This is a genomic window from Microbulbifer mixtoriginis (SeqCode), from assembly GCF_052466715.1.
In genome coordinates this window covers 3622030-3637637 of the sequence record NZ_CP174288.1, presented here as the reverse complement: position 1 = coordinate 3637637, position 15608 = coordinate 3622030, and the positions used below count along the sequence as shown (strand labels likewise).

At 52.6% G+C, this 15608-nt stretch carries 15 protein-coding genes; 6 read left to right on the top strand and 9 right to left on the bottom strand.

The window, feature by feature from the left end; translation table 11 throughout:
- Positions 1-31: 31 nt before the first annotated feature.
- The 5 genes from ACJJH9_RS16105 to ACJJH9_RS16085 all read right to left on the bottom strand — a co-directional run bounded on the left by ACJJH9_RS16105 (position 32) and on the right by ACJJH9_RS16085 (position 5260).
- Positions 32-565 (bottom strand): nuclear transport factor 2 family protein, encoded by a 534-nt coding sequence (locus ACJJH9_RS16105; RefSeq protein WP_444903903.1) that lies wholly within the window; start codon positions 563-565, stop codon positions 32-34.
- Between the two features lie 71 nt (positions 566-636).
- Positions 637-1845, bottom strand: coding sequence for an ABC transporter permease (locus tag ACJJH9_RS16100; protein ID WP_444923375.1), 1209 nt, complete (start codon positions 1843-1845; stop codon positions 637-639).
- A 9-nt stretch (positions 1846-1854) separates the two neighbouring features.
- Positions 1855-3168: an ABC transporter permease gene (locus ACJJH9_RS16095; protein WP_444923374.1), complete on the bottom strand. Its 1314-nt coding sequence runs from the start codon at positions 3166-3168 to the stop codon at positions 1855-1857.
- Positions 3169-3181: 13 nt separating this feature from the next.
- The gene (locus ACJJH9_RS16090; RefSeq protein WP_444888068.1) at positions 3182-3883 is read right to left on the bottom strand and encodes an ABC transporter ATP-binding protein; all 702 of its coding nucleotides are present in this window, start codon (positions 3881-3883) and stop codon (positions 3182-3184) included.
- A 96-nt stretch (positions 3884-3979) separates the two neighbouring features.
- Positions 3980-5260, bottom strand: a complete 1281-nt coding sequence (locus tag ACJJH9_RS16085; protein WP_444923373.1) for an efflux RND transporter periplasmic adaptor subunit — start codon at positions 5258-5260, stop codon at positions 3980-3982.
- Between the two features lie 396 nt (positions 5261-5656).
- On the opposite strand from ACJJH9_RS16085, the gene ACJJH9_RS16080 reads away from it, so the two are divergent.
- Positions 5657-7162, top strand: a complete 1506-nt coding sequence (locus ACJJH9_RS16080) for a SulP family inorganic anion transporter (protein WP_152451629.1) — start codon at positions 5657-5659, stop codon at positions 7160-7162.
- A complete protein-coding gene (locus tag ACJJH9_RS16075) occupies positions 7162-8064 on the top strand; it encodes a universal stress protein (protein ID WP_444899026.1) in 903 nt (300 codons plus the stop codon). Before ACJJH9_RS16080 ends, ACJJH9_RS16075 begins: the two co-directional genes overlap by 1 nt.
- 25 nt (positions 8065-8089) lie before the next feature.
- On the opposite strand, the gene ACJJH9_RS16070 is transcribed toward ACJJH9_RS16075, so the two are convergent.
- Entirely contained in the window at positions 8090-9781 is a 1692-nt protein-coding gene (locus ACJJH9_RS16070; RefSeq protein ID WP_444923372.1) for an aminotransferase class V-fold PLP-dependent enzyme, read from the bottom strand.
- Positions 9782-9967: 186 nt separating this feature from the next.
- Between ACJJH9_RS16070 and ACJJH9_RS16065 the strand changes: the two genes are divergently transcribed.
- Positions 9968-10444, top strand: a complete 477-nt coding sequence (locus ACJJH9_RS16065; RefSeq protein WP_444883841.1) for an Lrp/AsnC family transcriptional regulator — start codon at positions 9968-9970, stop codon at positions 10442-10444.
- 4 nt (positions 10445-10448) lie between these two features.
- On the opposite strand, the gene ACJJH9_RS16060 is transcribed toward ACJJH9_RS16065, so the two are convergent.
- From ACJJH9_RS16060 to ACJJH9_RS16050, 3 genes are all read right to left on the bottom strand, one after another.
- A complete protein-coding gene (locus ACJJH9_RS16060) occupies positions 10449-11159 on the bottom strand; it encodes a DUF2238 domain-containing protein (RefSeq protein ID WP_444923371.1) in 711 nt (236 codons plus the stop codon).
- Between the two features lie 97 nt (positions 11160-11256).
- Positions 11257-11829, bottom strand: coding sequence for a MiaE family protein (locus ACJJH9_RS16055; protein ID WP_444925229.1), 573 nt, complete (start codon positions 11827-11829; stop codon positions 11257-11259).
- A 76-nt stretch (positions 11830-11905) separates the two neighbouring features.
- On the bottom strand, positions 11906-12334 hold the full coding sequence (locus ACJJH9_RS16050) for an acyl-CoA thioesterase (RefSeq protein ID WP_252084662.1): 429 nt from the start codon (positions 12332-12334) through the stop codon (positions 11906-11908).
- Between the two features lie 480 nt (positions 12335-12814).
- Here ACJJH9_RS16050 and fabV point away from each other — a divergent pair, with 480 nt between their 5' ends.
- The 3 genes from fabV to ACJJH9_RS16035 all read left to right on the top strand — a co-directional run bounded on the left by fabV (position 12815) and on the right by ACJJH9_RS16035 (position 15529).
- Positions 12815-13993, top strand: coding sequence for an enoyl-ACP reductase FabV (gene fabV / locus ACJJH9_RS16045; RefSeq protein ID WP_444923370.1), 1179 nt, complete (start codon positions 12815-12817; stop codon positions 13991-13993).
- Positions 13994-14178: 185 nt separating this feature from the next.
- Complete coding sequence (locus tag ACJJH9_RS16040; RefSeq protein WP_444923369.1) at positions 14179-15222, top strand: NADP(H)-dependent aldo-keto reductase; 1044 nt, start codon at positions 14179-14181, stop codon at positions 15220-15222.
- A gap of 73 nt (positions 15223-15295) precedes the next feature.
- Entirely contained in the window at positions 15296-15529 is a 234-nt protein-coding gene (locus ACJJH9_RS16035; protein WP_252084665.1) for a DUF2789 family protein, read from the top strand.
- The last annotated feature ends 79 nt before the right edge of the window (positions 15530-15608 follow it).

Genomic DNA, 15608 nt, shown 5'->3' with positions numbered 1-15608 from the left:
CAGCGGAAGGCGTTCACCAAAGTGTTAGGAGTTATTGGCTATTGTTAGCAGGTTGGTGATCAAAGCTCAGCACCCTGGCGAGTTTCCATTGCCCATCTACCTTTTGCCAGAGATGGGTAAATTGTCCACTTTCACGCAGTACTTCTTTGTTGTTGGCGTGAATACCATAAAAATTATGCGTTCCGGTTTGGATCGCGCCGTAGTTGTTGATTGGAAATATCTTTACGCTTTTAGCAATTAACTCGCGGCGTGCCTTGATATCGCTGCCGGATTTTTGTCGTTCACACATCCCACTAATACCATCGAGAAACTCTTGCGCTGAGCTTGCGGTTTTTCCCCATTTATCGTGGTACATTTCCAAGTCTTCGGTTACAAGCTGGCTCAGTTTGTCGATGTCACAGCTGTTGAAAACTGCATCAAACAGTTGTGAATCCACAGTTGTGATTTCTTGTTCTAATTCCTTTGTGGCTTGAGGGCCGGCAACGACTGGGTGCTGCTCGGCAAGTGCTGTGGACATGAAAAGCGATATAGCTGTAAAACCTACAGCTCCAAAATAATTGCGCATAAAAAATCCTTCTATGTTTTCTTAAGAATAGTGGTCAGGCTATTAAGAAGGCTGACCACCAAGTCCAATCTTTATACACTTCGTGTTGCAGTCGCCGGGGAAATATTGGCAGCACGCAGTGCTGGTGCTAGAGCTGCAGCAAGACTGACAACCAGTACCAATAGAGCGCAGATAGTGAGTGGCAGCAGGGTTAATACCGGCTGGGAGTAATCGCGCACCATATATTGGTTGGCGATTAAGGCTGCGGCACTGCCCAGGGCAATACCAGTAGCGGCAATCAGGCTGTTTTCAATCAGAAAATAACGACTGATATTAGTGCGGGTTGCACCTAGTGCACGCCTTACGCCAATTTGTTTGGCCCGTTGATTAATCCAGAAGATTGTCAGGCCGACAATTCCCAGTGCTACGATAAAGCTGAGCATTGCTGCAACAACGGAGAGGACTTTAACCATCAAATTATCGATAGCGTAACTGCGGTCTACATGCTCAGATAGCGTCTTGACGGTGATTACTCGCTGGGGGTCTTGCTCATACAATTTTTCCACAAGTATTTTAAGAGTCTCGTCTCGCTTTCCACTTTCTGTGCGTACCAAATATTTAGTATTACGTCTATTTTTAATTTCAGGAATAAAAATTACGTTACCGGCTTTTGACCAGTCAACCCAAGCGCCCAGGTGGCGCTCTACAACTCCAATAATTTCCATTGGTTCAGAGCTGGCTCCAGGGAAAACAGGCTTTCCTATTGGGTTTTGGTCTGGATAAAGGCTATTTGCCATTTGCTGAGTAATAATAACTACAGCGCTTTTATCAGACTCGTCGGAGTTATCCATGCTAACTTCATTTTCTGTGAAATTACGACCTGCGACCAGTTTGAGATCCATTGTGTTGATAAAGTGGGTATCAACAAAATAGTAATTGCTGCGCTCGCCACCGATTTCCTGATTAGGTTTATTGAAGTACTTAGAGGAAGAGCCAGACTGCGAGATCGGAATATGCTGGGTGTAGGAAGCATCTATAATGCCGGGAACTGTTCGTAGAAGATCCATATCGGCACGAACGGTTTCTTTGAAGTCATAGTCTTGGGGAATAGCCATCAAACCTACGGTAATGATGTTGTCTACATCTATTCCTGTGGGGCGACTTATCTTTTCAATCCTGTCATGAATAATAACTGCAGTATTACTAATAATTGCCAAGGTTAGTCCGAGCTGTAGAGCTATTAGTAGTGCGGAGATCTTGTTGCGCCAGAGTGCGGACAGCATGGGTTTTAGTTCAAGCATGGTTCGTCCTTACTGGGTTTTTAGATAAATGGAGGGATTGGTTTGGCTTATTCTTAAAGCAGGGTAGAAACCTGCCAATAAGCTGGCCATAAGTGCTAAACCGATAGCTGCGATCATCATGAGCCAGTCCATAGTCGGTAGCGTATCAATTTGTCCCATGGCAAGGTAACGGATGCCACTGAGACCTAAGATGGCAAGAAAAATGCCTGTTATACCGCCGATAATTCCGATGGTGGCACTTTCAATTAAGTGCTGAGTAAAAATGGCATTGCGACTGGCGCCCAGTGCGCGGCGCACGCCTGCTTCGGGAGCTTTACGCAAGAATTTGGCCAAGAGTAAGGCTACAGCATTAATAATACATACGAGTAGAAAGGCCAATGAGACCCAGCCCAGAACGCGGTTGTCATCACTGAGTACTTCGTTGAGCACTAGCCATTCCGAAGGTTTACTTAAGGCAAATTTAAGAGGCCTTTGAAAACGTCCCTGTAGTTTTTCCTGTTGAATATAAGCGGTTAAGAATTGTTCGTACTGCTCTTTTTGTTCGTGGTTGCTAAGTTCTACCCAGTATTGAACCCAAATATACTCGCTCTGCAGAAATTCATCATAGCTTTCAGGGTTGGAGTGGTCCCAACCATTAGTGTTACCCCAGCTATGCATTTCCAGCTTGCGGTGAAGACCAAAAGGCACAAAAAGGGACTCGACCTCTGCGAAAGGACTGTTATTTATATCGTAGACTTTGGGTGAGGGCTTCCAGGTATCAATAACGCCAATGACAGTATAAGGCAGGCTATTTAATACGACTGTTTTACCTACACTGTTTTTCCCCGAGAATAATTTTTCATTAGTGGCTTTGGAAAGCACCACAACTTGCGTGGGCGAATTGTCGGCAGCCTGAGCCCAGGTACCGCCATAGATAAAAGGAACATCGAATAGGGCGAAGAAATCACGGGTGGTTACACGGGTGTTTGCGGTAAAAGGCCGGGTTGCAGAATCTTCCAGTTCCACGGTGAAACCATAGCGATGCATAGCCACTTGGTGGGTGGGAATATCGGAACGCAGCAGGGCCTCGGCATCTTTAAAGGTCAACTGCCAGGGAATTTCGTTGGCGCTATCGTAGGCTTTATTAACATCCCAGCCATCGAGCTGTACTGCGAAAAGTACGTCATCCTTATGCTCAAGAGCATTTTTTGACATCGTGTAGTTCAAAGTAAGCACTGTCATGGAGGCACCAACACCCACTGCGATGGCCGCGACCATTAGTGCGCTTAATATCGGTGTACTGCGCAGGCTGCGCAGTGCCAGGGAAATATAGTATCCAATCATTACTGCAGGCTCCTTAAGCAGTAGCGGCTTCAGGTTGCTTGGTGACCGGGCGCAGATCACACACTTGCCCATCCACAATCTGAATATTGCGATGCGCGCGGCGGGCCAGCTCGGGGTCGTGGGTGACCATCACGATAGTGGTGCCCCATTCATTGATAAACTCCAGAAGCTCCATAACCTGGCGCGCCATCAGGGAGTCGAGATTTCCGGTGGGCTCATCCGCGAGCAGGAAGCGCGGTTCGCCGGCCAGGGCACGGGCGATGGCGATACGCTGCTGCTGACCACCGGACAGCTGTGCTGGAAGGTGCTTAGCTCGGGCAGATAGACCTACTTGTTCCAGAACTTTTTCGATGCGTTTACGGCGCTCTTTAGCATTAAAGCCGCGATAGCGCAGAGGCACATCGATATTGTCGAATAGGTTGAGATCTGGAATCAGGTTGAATCCCTGAAAAATAAAGCCGATTTTCTCGTTGCGCAGGCGGGAGCGCTGGCGGTCATTCAGGTTGCTGACGTCTTCACCGTCCAGCAAATATTGGCCACCGGTTGGGGTTTCCAGTAGCCCTGCGATATTGAGGAAGGTGGTTTTGCCTGAACCACTGGGTCCGGTGACAGAGACAAATTCCCCTTCCTTTACTTCCAGGCTGAAGTCGCGCAGGGCATGGGTTTCTATGGTGTCTGTACGGAAACTCTTGCGGACGTTATGCATTTTAAGCATGGCGATATTCCTTGTTTATCACTGAATTTTTAAATCGTTGATTAGTTGCTCAAGCTGAGTGGGTGTAGCTTGCGCGTGTTAAATGTCTTGCTCGGCTTATTCTTTCAGGGCAACCAGCTGCGCCGTATCCAATTCTTCGGAGGCGGAAATAATGATTTGATCGCCCTCTTGCAGGCCGGAAACAATTTCCACTTGCTTCAATCCCAGCGCGCCGACTTGGATGGCAACGCGCTCTGCCTGTTGTTGATCGTTGAGACGGAATGCAAAGCGGCCGCCGCTCTGATCCAGAAAGCCTCCACGTTTTACCAGCAACACATCATTGCGGTTCTCTAGCAGTACGCGAGCGGTGAGACGCAGGTTCTGGCGAAGGTTTCGGGGTTGCCCCTCGCTAAAGCGCACACGGGCGATGACTTGGCTGTCGATGACTTCGGGGGATATCGCGGTGATTTCGCCGGGCAGTTCACGCCCTCCAAGGTTGATGGCCACGGCCATATTCAGACCCAGGTCGTCTGCGTAGTTTTCTGGCACGGCGGCTTCCAATTCGAAACTGGTGAGATCCACTACAGTGATCAGCGGTGAATTAGCGGGCACTGCACTGCGTTGGGTAACGGCGAGACTGCCGACAGTGCCATTCACTGGAGAGAGAATCTGCAGCTCGCGCACACGGCGCTCCAATTCCTCCACTTGCAGTTGTTGTTGTGATAGCTGCAACTCCAGAGTCTGGGTTTCAAAGGTGAGGGACTCTTTCTCCAGCTCTGCATTTTGTACGGCCTGTTGGTATTCCAGCTGGGCGCGGGCCATTTCATCCTTGCTGCGCTCAAAGTCGAGCAGAGAGATAATCTGTTTCTCCATCGAGAGTTCGGAGCGCTTTAACTCCCTCTTAGCTGCAGTGAGATCGACTTTGGCCAGGTCGGCTTTTTGCTCGTTCTCCATCTGTTGGCGTTTGGCCTGGATTTTCTGCCGTTGCAGCTGCACACCGAGCTGGTTCAGTTGCGCCTTTTCCTGGGCCAGTTGGTTGGACAGCTCTGGGCTGTCGACGCTGGCGAGGATCTGACCGGCCTTTACGCTATCTCCGGCTTTCACGGAAAACTTCACGATACCTTGAGCGGGGCTGAACAGGGTGGGGCTGTTGGCGGCGACGACTTTGCCTTGAACCACCAGGTCGCGCACTAGATCACCGCGCTCCACTTGGGCGATATTGATCCTTGATAGAGATAGGGTGTTATCTACGGAGCTGGTGCTATGCCAGGCGCTGATACCCCAGGTGAGGAAAGCGGTGGCCAGGCCGAGGCCGAGGGTACTCTTGATTACTTTTGGATTCTTCCACAGCGGCACGGCTTCGATTTTTGTATCTTGCCTGGAAGTGTCTCTGATCATCTCGCTTTCCATTACTCTCTAATTGGGGCTTTTGCTTTTCCAACTTGGATGCAAAAAATTTTCTATTCGGATGCAAATCAAAAAAACTGGTTTTGCCGGGTATTCAGCAAGGGCTGTGCCAACTTTGAGGTAATTGTTAACTCATTGAAAAATAAGGATTTTTTGAGTTGTTGGTAGTGCAGGGCTTTTTCGGGAGTGTCCGCAAAAAGTGTCCGCTGTCCGCTTTGTCCGCTAGTGCTAAGAGGCCGGGGAAGATGGATAAAGCTAGGGCTGGGGAGACTGAAGGCGAAGGTCTATCCGCTGAATCTTTGGTCTGTAGTGGGGATTTATGCGGGGGGACTGTGCATGTGGTAGAGTGCGCGGCCTTTTTTTGATCAATTCAAATTTATTGCGTTTATGTTCCTTCCATCGCTGCTCTCATCGACCAAAGCCGACTGGTTCGGCAATATACGTCGCGACGTTCTCGCAGGCCTGGTAGTGGCCCTGGCTCTTATTCCAGAGGCGATCGCCTTCTCTATTATTGCGGGGGTGGACCCCAGGGTTGGACTCTACGCCTCCTTCTGTATTGCCGTGGTGATCGCCTTTGTGGGCGGCCGGCCGGGCATGATTTCCGCGGCCACGGGGGCCATGGCATTGCTGATGGTGACGCTGGTGAAGGAGCACGGATTGCAGTACCTGCTGGCGGCGACGCTGCTCACCGGGGTACTGCAGATTATTGCCGGTTACCTCAAGCTGGGCAGCCTGATGAGCTTTGTGTCCCGGGCGGTGGTGACCGGGTTTGTGAACGCCCTGGCCATTTTGATATTTATGGCGCAGATGCCCGAGTTGATCGGTGGCACCTGGGAGGTCTACGCCATGACCGCAGCGGGCCTGGGGATTATCTATCTTTTTCCCTATATTCCGGTGATTGGTAAAGCGGTGCCCTCACCGCTGGTGTGTATCCTACTGCTCACCGCAGTGGCCGTAACTATGGGGCTGGATATCCGTACCGTCGGCGATATGGGTGAACTGCCGGATACTCTGCCGATCTTCCTCTGGCCCGAAGTACCGCTGAATTTTGAAACCCTGCAGATTATCTTCCCTTATTCCGCTGGCCTGGCTGTGGTCGGTCTGCTGGAGTCTCTGATGACGGCAACGATTGTCGACGACCTGACCGATACCAACAGCGATAAAAACCGCGAGTGTAAGGGGCAGGGGATTGCCAATATCGCTGCCGGCTCCCTCGGTGGTATGGCCGGTTGCGCCATGATTGGCCAGTCGGTAATCAACGTGAAGTCTGGCGGTCGCGGTAGACTCTCGACCCTGGTAGCCGGTATTGGCCTATTGACCCTGGTGGTGTTCCTCAGTGACTGGGTGGCGGTGATCCCTATGGCGGCCCTGGTGGCGGTCATGATCATGGTCTCTATCGGCACCTTTGATTGGAGCTCCATTCGCAACCTGAAACACTATCCGCTCTCCACCAATTTGGTCATGCTGGCCACTGTGATTGTGGTAGTGTGGACCCATAACCTGGCTTATGGTGTGTTTGTTGGGGTGTTGCTGGCCGCGCTATTTTTTGCCAACAAAGTCAGCCACTTTATGTATGTAAGCAGTAAACTGGACGAGGCGCAGAGTCGTCGAACCTATAAAGTGATTGGGCAGGTTTTCTTTAATTCCGCCGATAAATTCACCGCATCATTCAACTTCAAAGAAGTCGTGGATACGGTAGTGATCGACCTCAGCCGCGCACATTTCTGGGATATCTCCGCGGTGAACGCTCTAGACAAAGTTGTGCTGAAATTCCGTCGCGAGGGCGCCCAGGTAGAGCTGGTGGGACTTAACCAAGCCAGTGAGACAATCGTCGACCGGTTCGGCGTACATGATAAACCCGAGGAAATTGAACGGGTTCTTGGAGGACATTGATGGCCGTAAGCAACAGCGACAATAACAATAACTCCTTTGGTAGTGGTGCTACACCGCCGTTGATACTCTCCTGTATCGACGGCTCTCATTACACCGGTGCAGTCTGTGATTATTCGGCCTGGCTGGCCGATAGCCTGGGTGCGCCGTTAAAGCTGTTGCATAACATCGAACGCAGTGAGGTTCCGGCGGTAACGGACTTCACCGGCAGCATCGGCCTCGGCAGCCAGGAAGAGTTACTGGAAGAGCTGACCGCGCTGGAGCAACAGCGCGCGCAGTTGCTGGTAAAACAGGGCAAACTGATGTTGCAGGCCGCGCGCAGTCGCGTGGAGGCTGCCGGTGTGGAGCAGGTACTGAGTTGCCAGCGCCACGACAGCTTGCCCGAGTCCGTGGTGGAGCTTGAGGATTCGATTCGTGTGCTGGTGCTCGGTATTCGCGGTGAAGAGCACGCGGATTCTGACCAGGGCCTGGGTGCGCAATTGGAGACGGTGGTGCGTGCCCTGCACAAGCCGATTCTGGTGGTTAACCGGGAATTCCAGCCACCTAAGCGCATTATGCTCGCTTACGATGGTAGCGAAGCCGCGAGCAAGGCCCTGTCGCTGGTGGCAGAGAGCCCTCTGTTCCGGCAGATGTCCTGCCATCTGGTCAATGTGGGACCTGCGGATGTGGCGGAGAAGCTGCTGGCGCAGGCTAGCGCTGAGCTGGATACTGCGGGGCTGGCGGTTACAGCCAGCCACCTGGAGGGCAATCCGGTTGAAGCTTTGATTGCCTATCAGTCAGAACACCAGATTGACCTCACAGTGATGGGGGCCTTCAGCCACAATCGCCTGCGTGATCTGTTAATGGGGAGCATCACCGCCAAGATGCTGCTAAAAACCCGGCAACCCCTGCTGCTGTTGCGTTGATCATTGAAGCTCTGGGGTTGCGGCCTCAGAGTGCCAACGCTGCCTCCCTGGGGCTGGTGAACCAGCGCAGTACTTCGGCATCTGCAGGTAGTGTTAATTCGCAGTAATGCGCCTCCGGCCGAGCTCGGCATAGCTCCTCCTCCGCGATAGCAAGGTAGTCGCTCAGGGTCCTTAGCGGTTGAGGCTCCTCTTCTTCGTTTATTGCCCCTGCGAGAAAATCCATCTCTGCCAAGCTGACAACTGGACCGAGTTTTTCTTGCTGGAAGCGCCAGACTCCTTGAGCCGTGTCGAAGGCGTAATAGGGCAGCAGCCTCCAGCCGTGCTGTGCGACCAGGGCAACTGCCTCTAGCAAGTATTCAAAGGTGTCTTCGTCGATAAAATAATTGAAATTCAGGCGCACCCAGCCGGGCCGTAGTAGTTTTTGCCCCTTTAGAATCTGTTCTTCCAGAGCGCGGCTGTGCTCCATATCGATGCCGAGCAGTGCGTGCCCATAGGGGCCGGCACAGGAGCAGCCACCGCGGGCCTGGATACCAAACAGATCATTGAGCAGTGCTACAACAAAGCCGTAGTGCAAGTCCTTGCCCTGCCAGAGAATACGCAGTGAAGCGATGGAAAGGCGAGGTGCCTGCAGGTTACCGAGAATTTCGATATTTTCTTCACGGGACCAGCGCTGCAGCGCTCGGTTGATAAACTGCTCTTCACGTCTGGCAATTTCCTCTGTGCCCACCATCCCCTGCAGTTTGAAGACCATGCCGGCGCGAATAGACTCAACAATGGCGGGTGTGCCGCCCTCCTCACAGCGCTCCGGGTCCTCCAGGTAGCGGTGATCTTTCGGGGTGACATAGAGTACTGTGCCTCCGCCGGGAGTCGCCGGTACAGAGTTTTTTAACAGCCGCTCGTGTACCACCAGAATACCGGGGCTACCCGGCCCGCCGACGAATTTGTGCGGTGAAATAAAGACCGCATCTTTATTTGCCTTGTCCCCGTTGTCCCCGTTGTCCCCGTTGTCCCCAACTGCACACATGTCGATCCCCACATAGGGCGCGGCAGCCGCATAGTCCCAGAAGGACAGAGCGCCGTAGCGGTGTAGCAGTTGGGTGACGGCCGCTACGTCGGTTTTAATGCCGGTTACATTGGAGGCAGCGGAAAAACTGCCAATCTTCACGGGTCGCTCGGCGTAAGTGTGCAACATGGACTCCAGACCGTTTAGATCCAGCCCGCCTTGGCGATTCAGGGGAATAGAAACCAGTTCGGCGATGCTTTCCCGCCAGGGCAATTCATTGGAATGGTGCTCGTAGGGTCCGATAAAAACCACCGGCCGTTGTTGGGGAGGGATTTGCTCCAGTAGCTGGTGTCGCTTATCCAGGTCAGCCGGCAGACGCAAGTTAAGGATATCGATCAGCTTGTTGATCGCAGCGGTGGCGCCAGAGCCACAAAAAATGATCTTGTGTTCGGGGCTTGCATTGACCGCACGGCGAATTTCTTCCCGCGCTTCCTCGCGCAGCGCACTAATCTGGGCACCGGTAAAGGAACTCTCGCTGTGGGTATTGGCGTAGTAGGGCAGTACCTGCTGACGGATGGCATCTTCGATAAACCTCAATGAACGACCGGAAGCGGTGTAATCGGCATAAACCAAAGGCCTCGGTCCAAAAGGAGTCGGAATCGGTGTGCGATCGCCGATAACAGATTCACGGATGTGCTTGATAAGAGTGGTCATGATTCTCTTCCCTGTTTTATAGGGGCACTCTAGGGCTTTGGGAGTGAAACAATGTGCCTATTTATGTTGTTTTTCAGCTCATTACCGAAGTTTTGTGCCGTAATTTTAAGTTTTTAGATTCTTTGTGTTGAATTATGATGGTTAAGTGAGACGATGGGCCATTTGGTGGCCAGAGTGGGGACATGTATGGCAGCGGCACTTAACCGGCAGGACAAACAAATTCTCGAGTTATTGCAGCGGGATGCGACACTCTCTGTGGGGGATATTGCCGAGCAGGTGGGGCTATCAAAATCCGCCTGTTGGCGGCGTATTAACAAGCTGGAGGAGGAGGGCGTGATTGCCGAACGGGTGACACTGCTGAACCCGCAGAAACTCAATCTGCCACTGACCGTATATATTTCCATTCGAACCAATCAGCACAATGATCATTGGGCTGCTCAGTTCGGTGAATTGGTGCAAGGCATCGCCGAGATATTGGAGGTGCACCGTATGAGTGGGGACCTTGATTACCTGATCAAGGCGGTGGTTACCGATATGCCCGGTTACGACCGCCTTTACAAGGCGCTGATTAAAGCTGACCTATTCGATGTCAGTTCCAGTTTTGTGATGGAGACCATGAAACAGACTACCCGCCTGCCACTGACTTACGCAGGGACAGGCTGAAGGATTAGTGGCTGTGCCGGTTGCGCCACCATTGCAGGAGCTTGGCTTCTCCTCTGGCCCGGTCCCCTTCAGGAACCCGCATACTATTGCGTATTTCTTTCCAAGTATTGGAGTTCAGCCACAGGTTTAGGGCTAGGACAATCAACATAGCGACTATGGCGCCTAGGCCCGCCAGCAACATATCTTTCTGCGCATCCCAAATATCTCCCTGTGAACCGAGAAAGGCGATGCCCAATTCCGGGGAAACTGTGCGCGCCGCTTGCCACTCGATAATTTCATAAATGGAGGACAGGGCGAAGGTGACATCTACCGGGAAGAAGTAAGCCCAAAAACCGCGCAAGCCGGCGAGGCGGATCAATATCTCTCGTACCGGGTAGGCCAGTAATAAGCCAAAACTAAAATGCACCAACCGGTCGTACATATTGCGCTCGCTGCCGAGCCACTCCCCCATGGAGAAACCGAATGGTACCTCCGCGTAGGTGTAGTGGGAGCCGATGACATGCAGGCACATAAACAGGGTGATTAGCGTGTAGGAAACCCTGGATAGAGGAAATACCCGGGCGCTGAGCAAAATAACGGGAAGGGCTGCAAAGACCAGGTAGTTTTCCAACAACCAGTCATCCGGATGTAGGGGCTGCCAGGCGGACCAACCCCAAGTAAAGGCGAAAACGCTCAGTAGTACCAAGCGGTACCAGTGTTGGCGAAGGGGGGACATAAATGCAGAAACCCCATTACAGACAAGGTATATCCGCGCCAGCATACACGATTGCTTATCTCCGTGGGTTGTATCGGATTACTGCCTCCATCCCTGACTAGTGCAGAGCCGCACGGTAGGGCAGTGCCTCAGTGATTCGCGCTTCCTCATCCAGTAGATGGCAAAGGCGGTTCTCGACTGTATGGCTAGGAAAGTATTCCAGTGCCAACTCTAAAAAGAGTTCATGGTGGCGGGCTTCGCTCTCGGTGATTACCCGATAAAAAGTTTTCAGCGGCCCCTCTGGAAGTACTTCGGCCACCAGGCCAAAGCGCTCGCAACCGCGCGCCTCAATAATGGCTGCGGTGAGCAAGCGATCCATCAAGTATTCATCAGGGCCGCGGCGGATTAACTGTCGCAGGGCGTGGATATAGGGATCTTTCTCGTCCGCTGCTTGGTAGATACCTCGCTCGTGCATGATTTTGATGACCTGACGAAAATGGTTCATTTCCTCTAATGCCAGGTTCACCATGGCTTCCACTAACAGAGGTTTGTCCGGATAGTGGGAGAACATGGAGACGGCCATGCCAGAGGCCTTCTTTTCGGCGGCGGCGTGATCCTGTAGAAAACGATTGAAATCTTTGAGCACTACCTCTGCCCAGGCCCTCGGAGTTTTAAAGCGTAGTTTCAACATGGTGGATAACGGCAGTGACAAAATGGTCATTATACCGCCATCCACAGGAATAGCTTTCTGGGGATTAAAGAGCGCTTTAACCGGCCAATCGACGCTCGCGAAGCTCCCGCTCACGCCGCGTAGCGATACGCGCCTGCTCAAGGGTCATCCCGGCCTTGGCGTGGGGAGTGGGTTTGCCGTTGGCATCCAGTGCCACGAAAACAATCTGTTCCACCTGCACAATCAGTTGTTGGGTCTGCTTGTTGCGCACTTCGCAGTGCACGGTCAGGGAGGTCTGACCAATACCAACCACTTCAAAGCCGAATTCCACGACATCGCCGCAGCAGGCTGAACTAACAAAGTCAATTTCTGACATCAGCTTGGTGACCAGCATGGGCGTGCCCATTTGACAGCCAGCAAAAATGGCGGCTTCTTCATCAATCCAGGCGAGCAGCTGACCGCCAAACAGGCGCTGTGCGGGATTCAGATCGCAGGGTTTGACGCAGTGACGGGAGTAATATTTCACGCTGACCTTCCTAACTTACTTTGGGTTTAACGCTCGACGGGTAAGTAATTGCACAGTGACTATTCGGATTGGATGCTTCCAGTATTCAAACCGATAGCTTTCGTATATGGAGTGTTCTGCACACAGCGTGCCAAGCCTGAGAAAGTCTAGCTGAGCTTTTCAGGTGGAATGCGTGCCATAACAAGAGATTTAAGCCGTATATCCGGCGTGAAATTAATCCTGATGCGCAAAAATAGTGCAAAAAGTCACTTTAGGGGTGTTTGGCCACTTTGGCCGCTATTGGGGAGGTTCTGGACAGTGAGGCTGTTTGAAGGGAAGAGGGGCTATGGGACTCCTAGGCCACAACCATTAGAATGACCTATCAGTGTGACTCAGGCGTCGATGCGCAGGGTTTGCAGCACCGTTTTCCCCGATGCGTGTTCCGCGTATCTGTGATCACATAACCACGATTCCCCAAGTGCATAGGGAGAGACTGTTAGGATGATTATCCAGCCGAAAGTTCGCGGATTCATTTGTACCAATGCCCACCCGCAGGGCTGTGCTGCCAACGTGCGTGAGCAGATTGACTACATCAAGTCGCAGCCAGTGATCGAAAATGGTCCAAAGCGTGTCCTGGTCGTGGGTGCTTCCACCGGTTACGGATTGGCCTCGCGGATTACTGCCGCCTTTGGCAGTGGCGCCGATACCTTGGGGGTGTTTTTTGAGAAACCGCCCACGGAGAAGCGCACAGCCTCCGCTGGTTACTATAACTCCGCAGCTTTTGAGGCCGAGGCGCATAAGGCCGGCCTTTATGCTAAGAGTATCAATGGCGATGCCTTTTCCGACACGGTAAAAGCCCAGGCTGTTGAGATGATTAAAGAGGACCTGGGGCAAGTAGACCTTGTGGTCTACAGTCTCGCCTCACCCCGCCGTACAGATCCCAAGACCGGTGAACTCTACAGCTCCGTATTAAAGCCCATCGGTGAATCCTATACCGCCAAAAACCTGAATACCGACAAACTGGAAATTTCCGATATCACTGTCGACCCCGCCAGCGAGGAAGAGATTGCCAACACCGTGAAGGTGATGGGTGGTGAGGACTGGGAACTATGGATGCAGGCCCTGGGCGAAGCTGGGGTTCTGGCCGATAACTGCAAGACGGTGGCTTACACCTATATCGGTGAAAAGCTCACCTGGCCGATTTATGGCCACGCCACCATCGGCAAGGCCAAGGAAGACCTGGATCGCGCCGCCAGGGCGATTACCGAGAGTGGTAAGGCAAACGCTAATGTTGCGGTACTCAAGGCTCTGGTTACCCAGTCCAGCTCCGCGATCCCGGTAATGCCGCTCTATATCTCCCTGGTCTACAAGGTGATGAAAGAAGAGGGCACTCACGAGGGCTGTATTGAGCAGTTGTATCGTCTTTACACCGAAGGGCTCTATACGGATACGCCGCGCCTCGATGAAGAGAACCGCCTGCGTATGGATGATAAAGAGCTGCGCCCGGAGACCCAGGCTAAGATTGAAAACCTGTGGCCTCAGGTAACGGCGGAAAACTTGTTTGAGTTGACTGATTACAGCGGTTATCAAGCGGATTTTCTCAAGCTGTTTGGTTTTGGCTCTAAGAGTGTTGACTATGAGGCGGATACCAGCCCATTGGTAGAGGCGGAGTTCCGTTGATTTTTGCGGGGCTCAAGTTGGAGCCCTTACCCACGGGGAGTCGTGTCGCTACTCCCCTTTATTTTGCCTCACCGTTAAGGTCTGCATGGCATTTTCTCTTATTCCCTAATTACTTCTTCACTTCCCTGTTTTCTACCTGCGGCAAGGGGGCATAATTCCCATTTTGTTTTTGCGGGGAGGACTTCATGGAATACCGCCAGCTCGGTACCAGCAATCTCAAAGTGAGCCAGATCTGCCTGGGCACCATGACTTTTGGCGAGCAAAATAGCGCCGATGATGCCGCCGAACAGCTGAATTATGCCCTCGAGCAAGGGGTGAATTTTATTGATTGCGCCGAAATGTACCCGGTGCCACCTCGGCCAGAGACCCAGGGGCGGACGGAAGAGTTTATCGGCAGGTGGCTCTCGGCCCGCGGTGGGCGCGACAAGGTGATTATCGCCACCAAGGTAGCTGGGCGTGGGGAGGCAAACTCCGGCGTTGGGCATCTGCGCTCGGGCCCGCGGCTGAACCGTGCGCAGATATTGGAGGCCTGTGACCACTCCCTCAAACGGCTGGCTACCGACTATATCGACCTATACCAGGTGCACTGGCCCGAGCGCCTGACCAATTTTTTCGGCCGCCTCGGCTATCAGCACGGAGGGGATGATGGTATCGCTATTGCCGAGACTCTCGATGCCTTGGAGGAGTTGGTCAAGGCGGGTAAGGTGCGCCACATTGGCATTTCCAATGAGACCCCTTGGGGTATGCATGAGTATCTTAGGGAGTCGGTGATTTTGGGCAAGCCGCGCATCGTCTCGATCCAAAATCCCTACAACCTATTGAACCGTACTTTTGAGATTGGTTGTGCCGAGATGTCCCTGCGCGAGCGATGTGGATTATTGGCTTACTCGCCACTGGCCTTTGGGGTCCTCTCCGGGAAGTATCTGGGAGGGGAAAAGCCCGTCGGCGCACGCTTGACACTATATGAACGCTTCCAGCGCTATACGGGGGGGCGCACTGGTGCAGCTACCGAAGCCTATGTGAAATTGGCGCGTCAATTTGATCTAAACCCTGCGCAGATGGCCCTGGCCTTCGTCAATCAGCAGCCGTTTGTGACCTCTAATATTATCGGCGCCACAACTATGGAGCAGTTGCGCCAAAATATTTCCAGCCTTGATTTGAAGCTCGATGAGGAAGTGCTGGCCGCAATTGAGGCAATCCACAGCGAAAACCCTAACCCGGCACCTTAGTGCGCGGGTGGAGATATCTATAATTGGGAGAGAAAATTGCGTAACCGGTAAGGGAAAACTTTAGGGAGCTTTTATGGAGACCACCGGGCATCACACTCTCAATGATTTGTTCGCCCAGCTGGGGCTGGCTTCAGAGGATGCGGAAATACACGAGTTTCTGATCACTCATTACCTGCATCGGCATGAGAAACTGTCCGCAGCATCTTTCTGGACCGAGGGGCAGCGACAATTTCTCGAGAGTGCCATAGAAGAAGATTCTGACTGGTGCGTCGCAGTCGATGAGCTGGACTCACTGCTGCGTCATTAATCCGCCGTGTCACTGGCCAGTTGTCCACCCCTGCGCCGTATCCCATAGGTTATACTACGCCGAATTCAACCGATTAAGC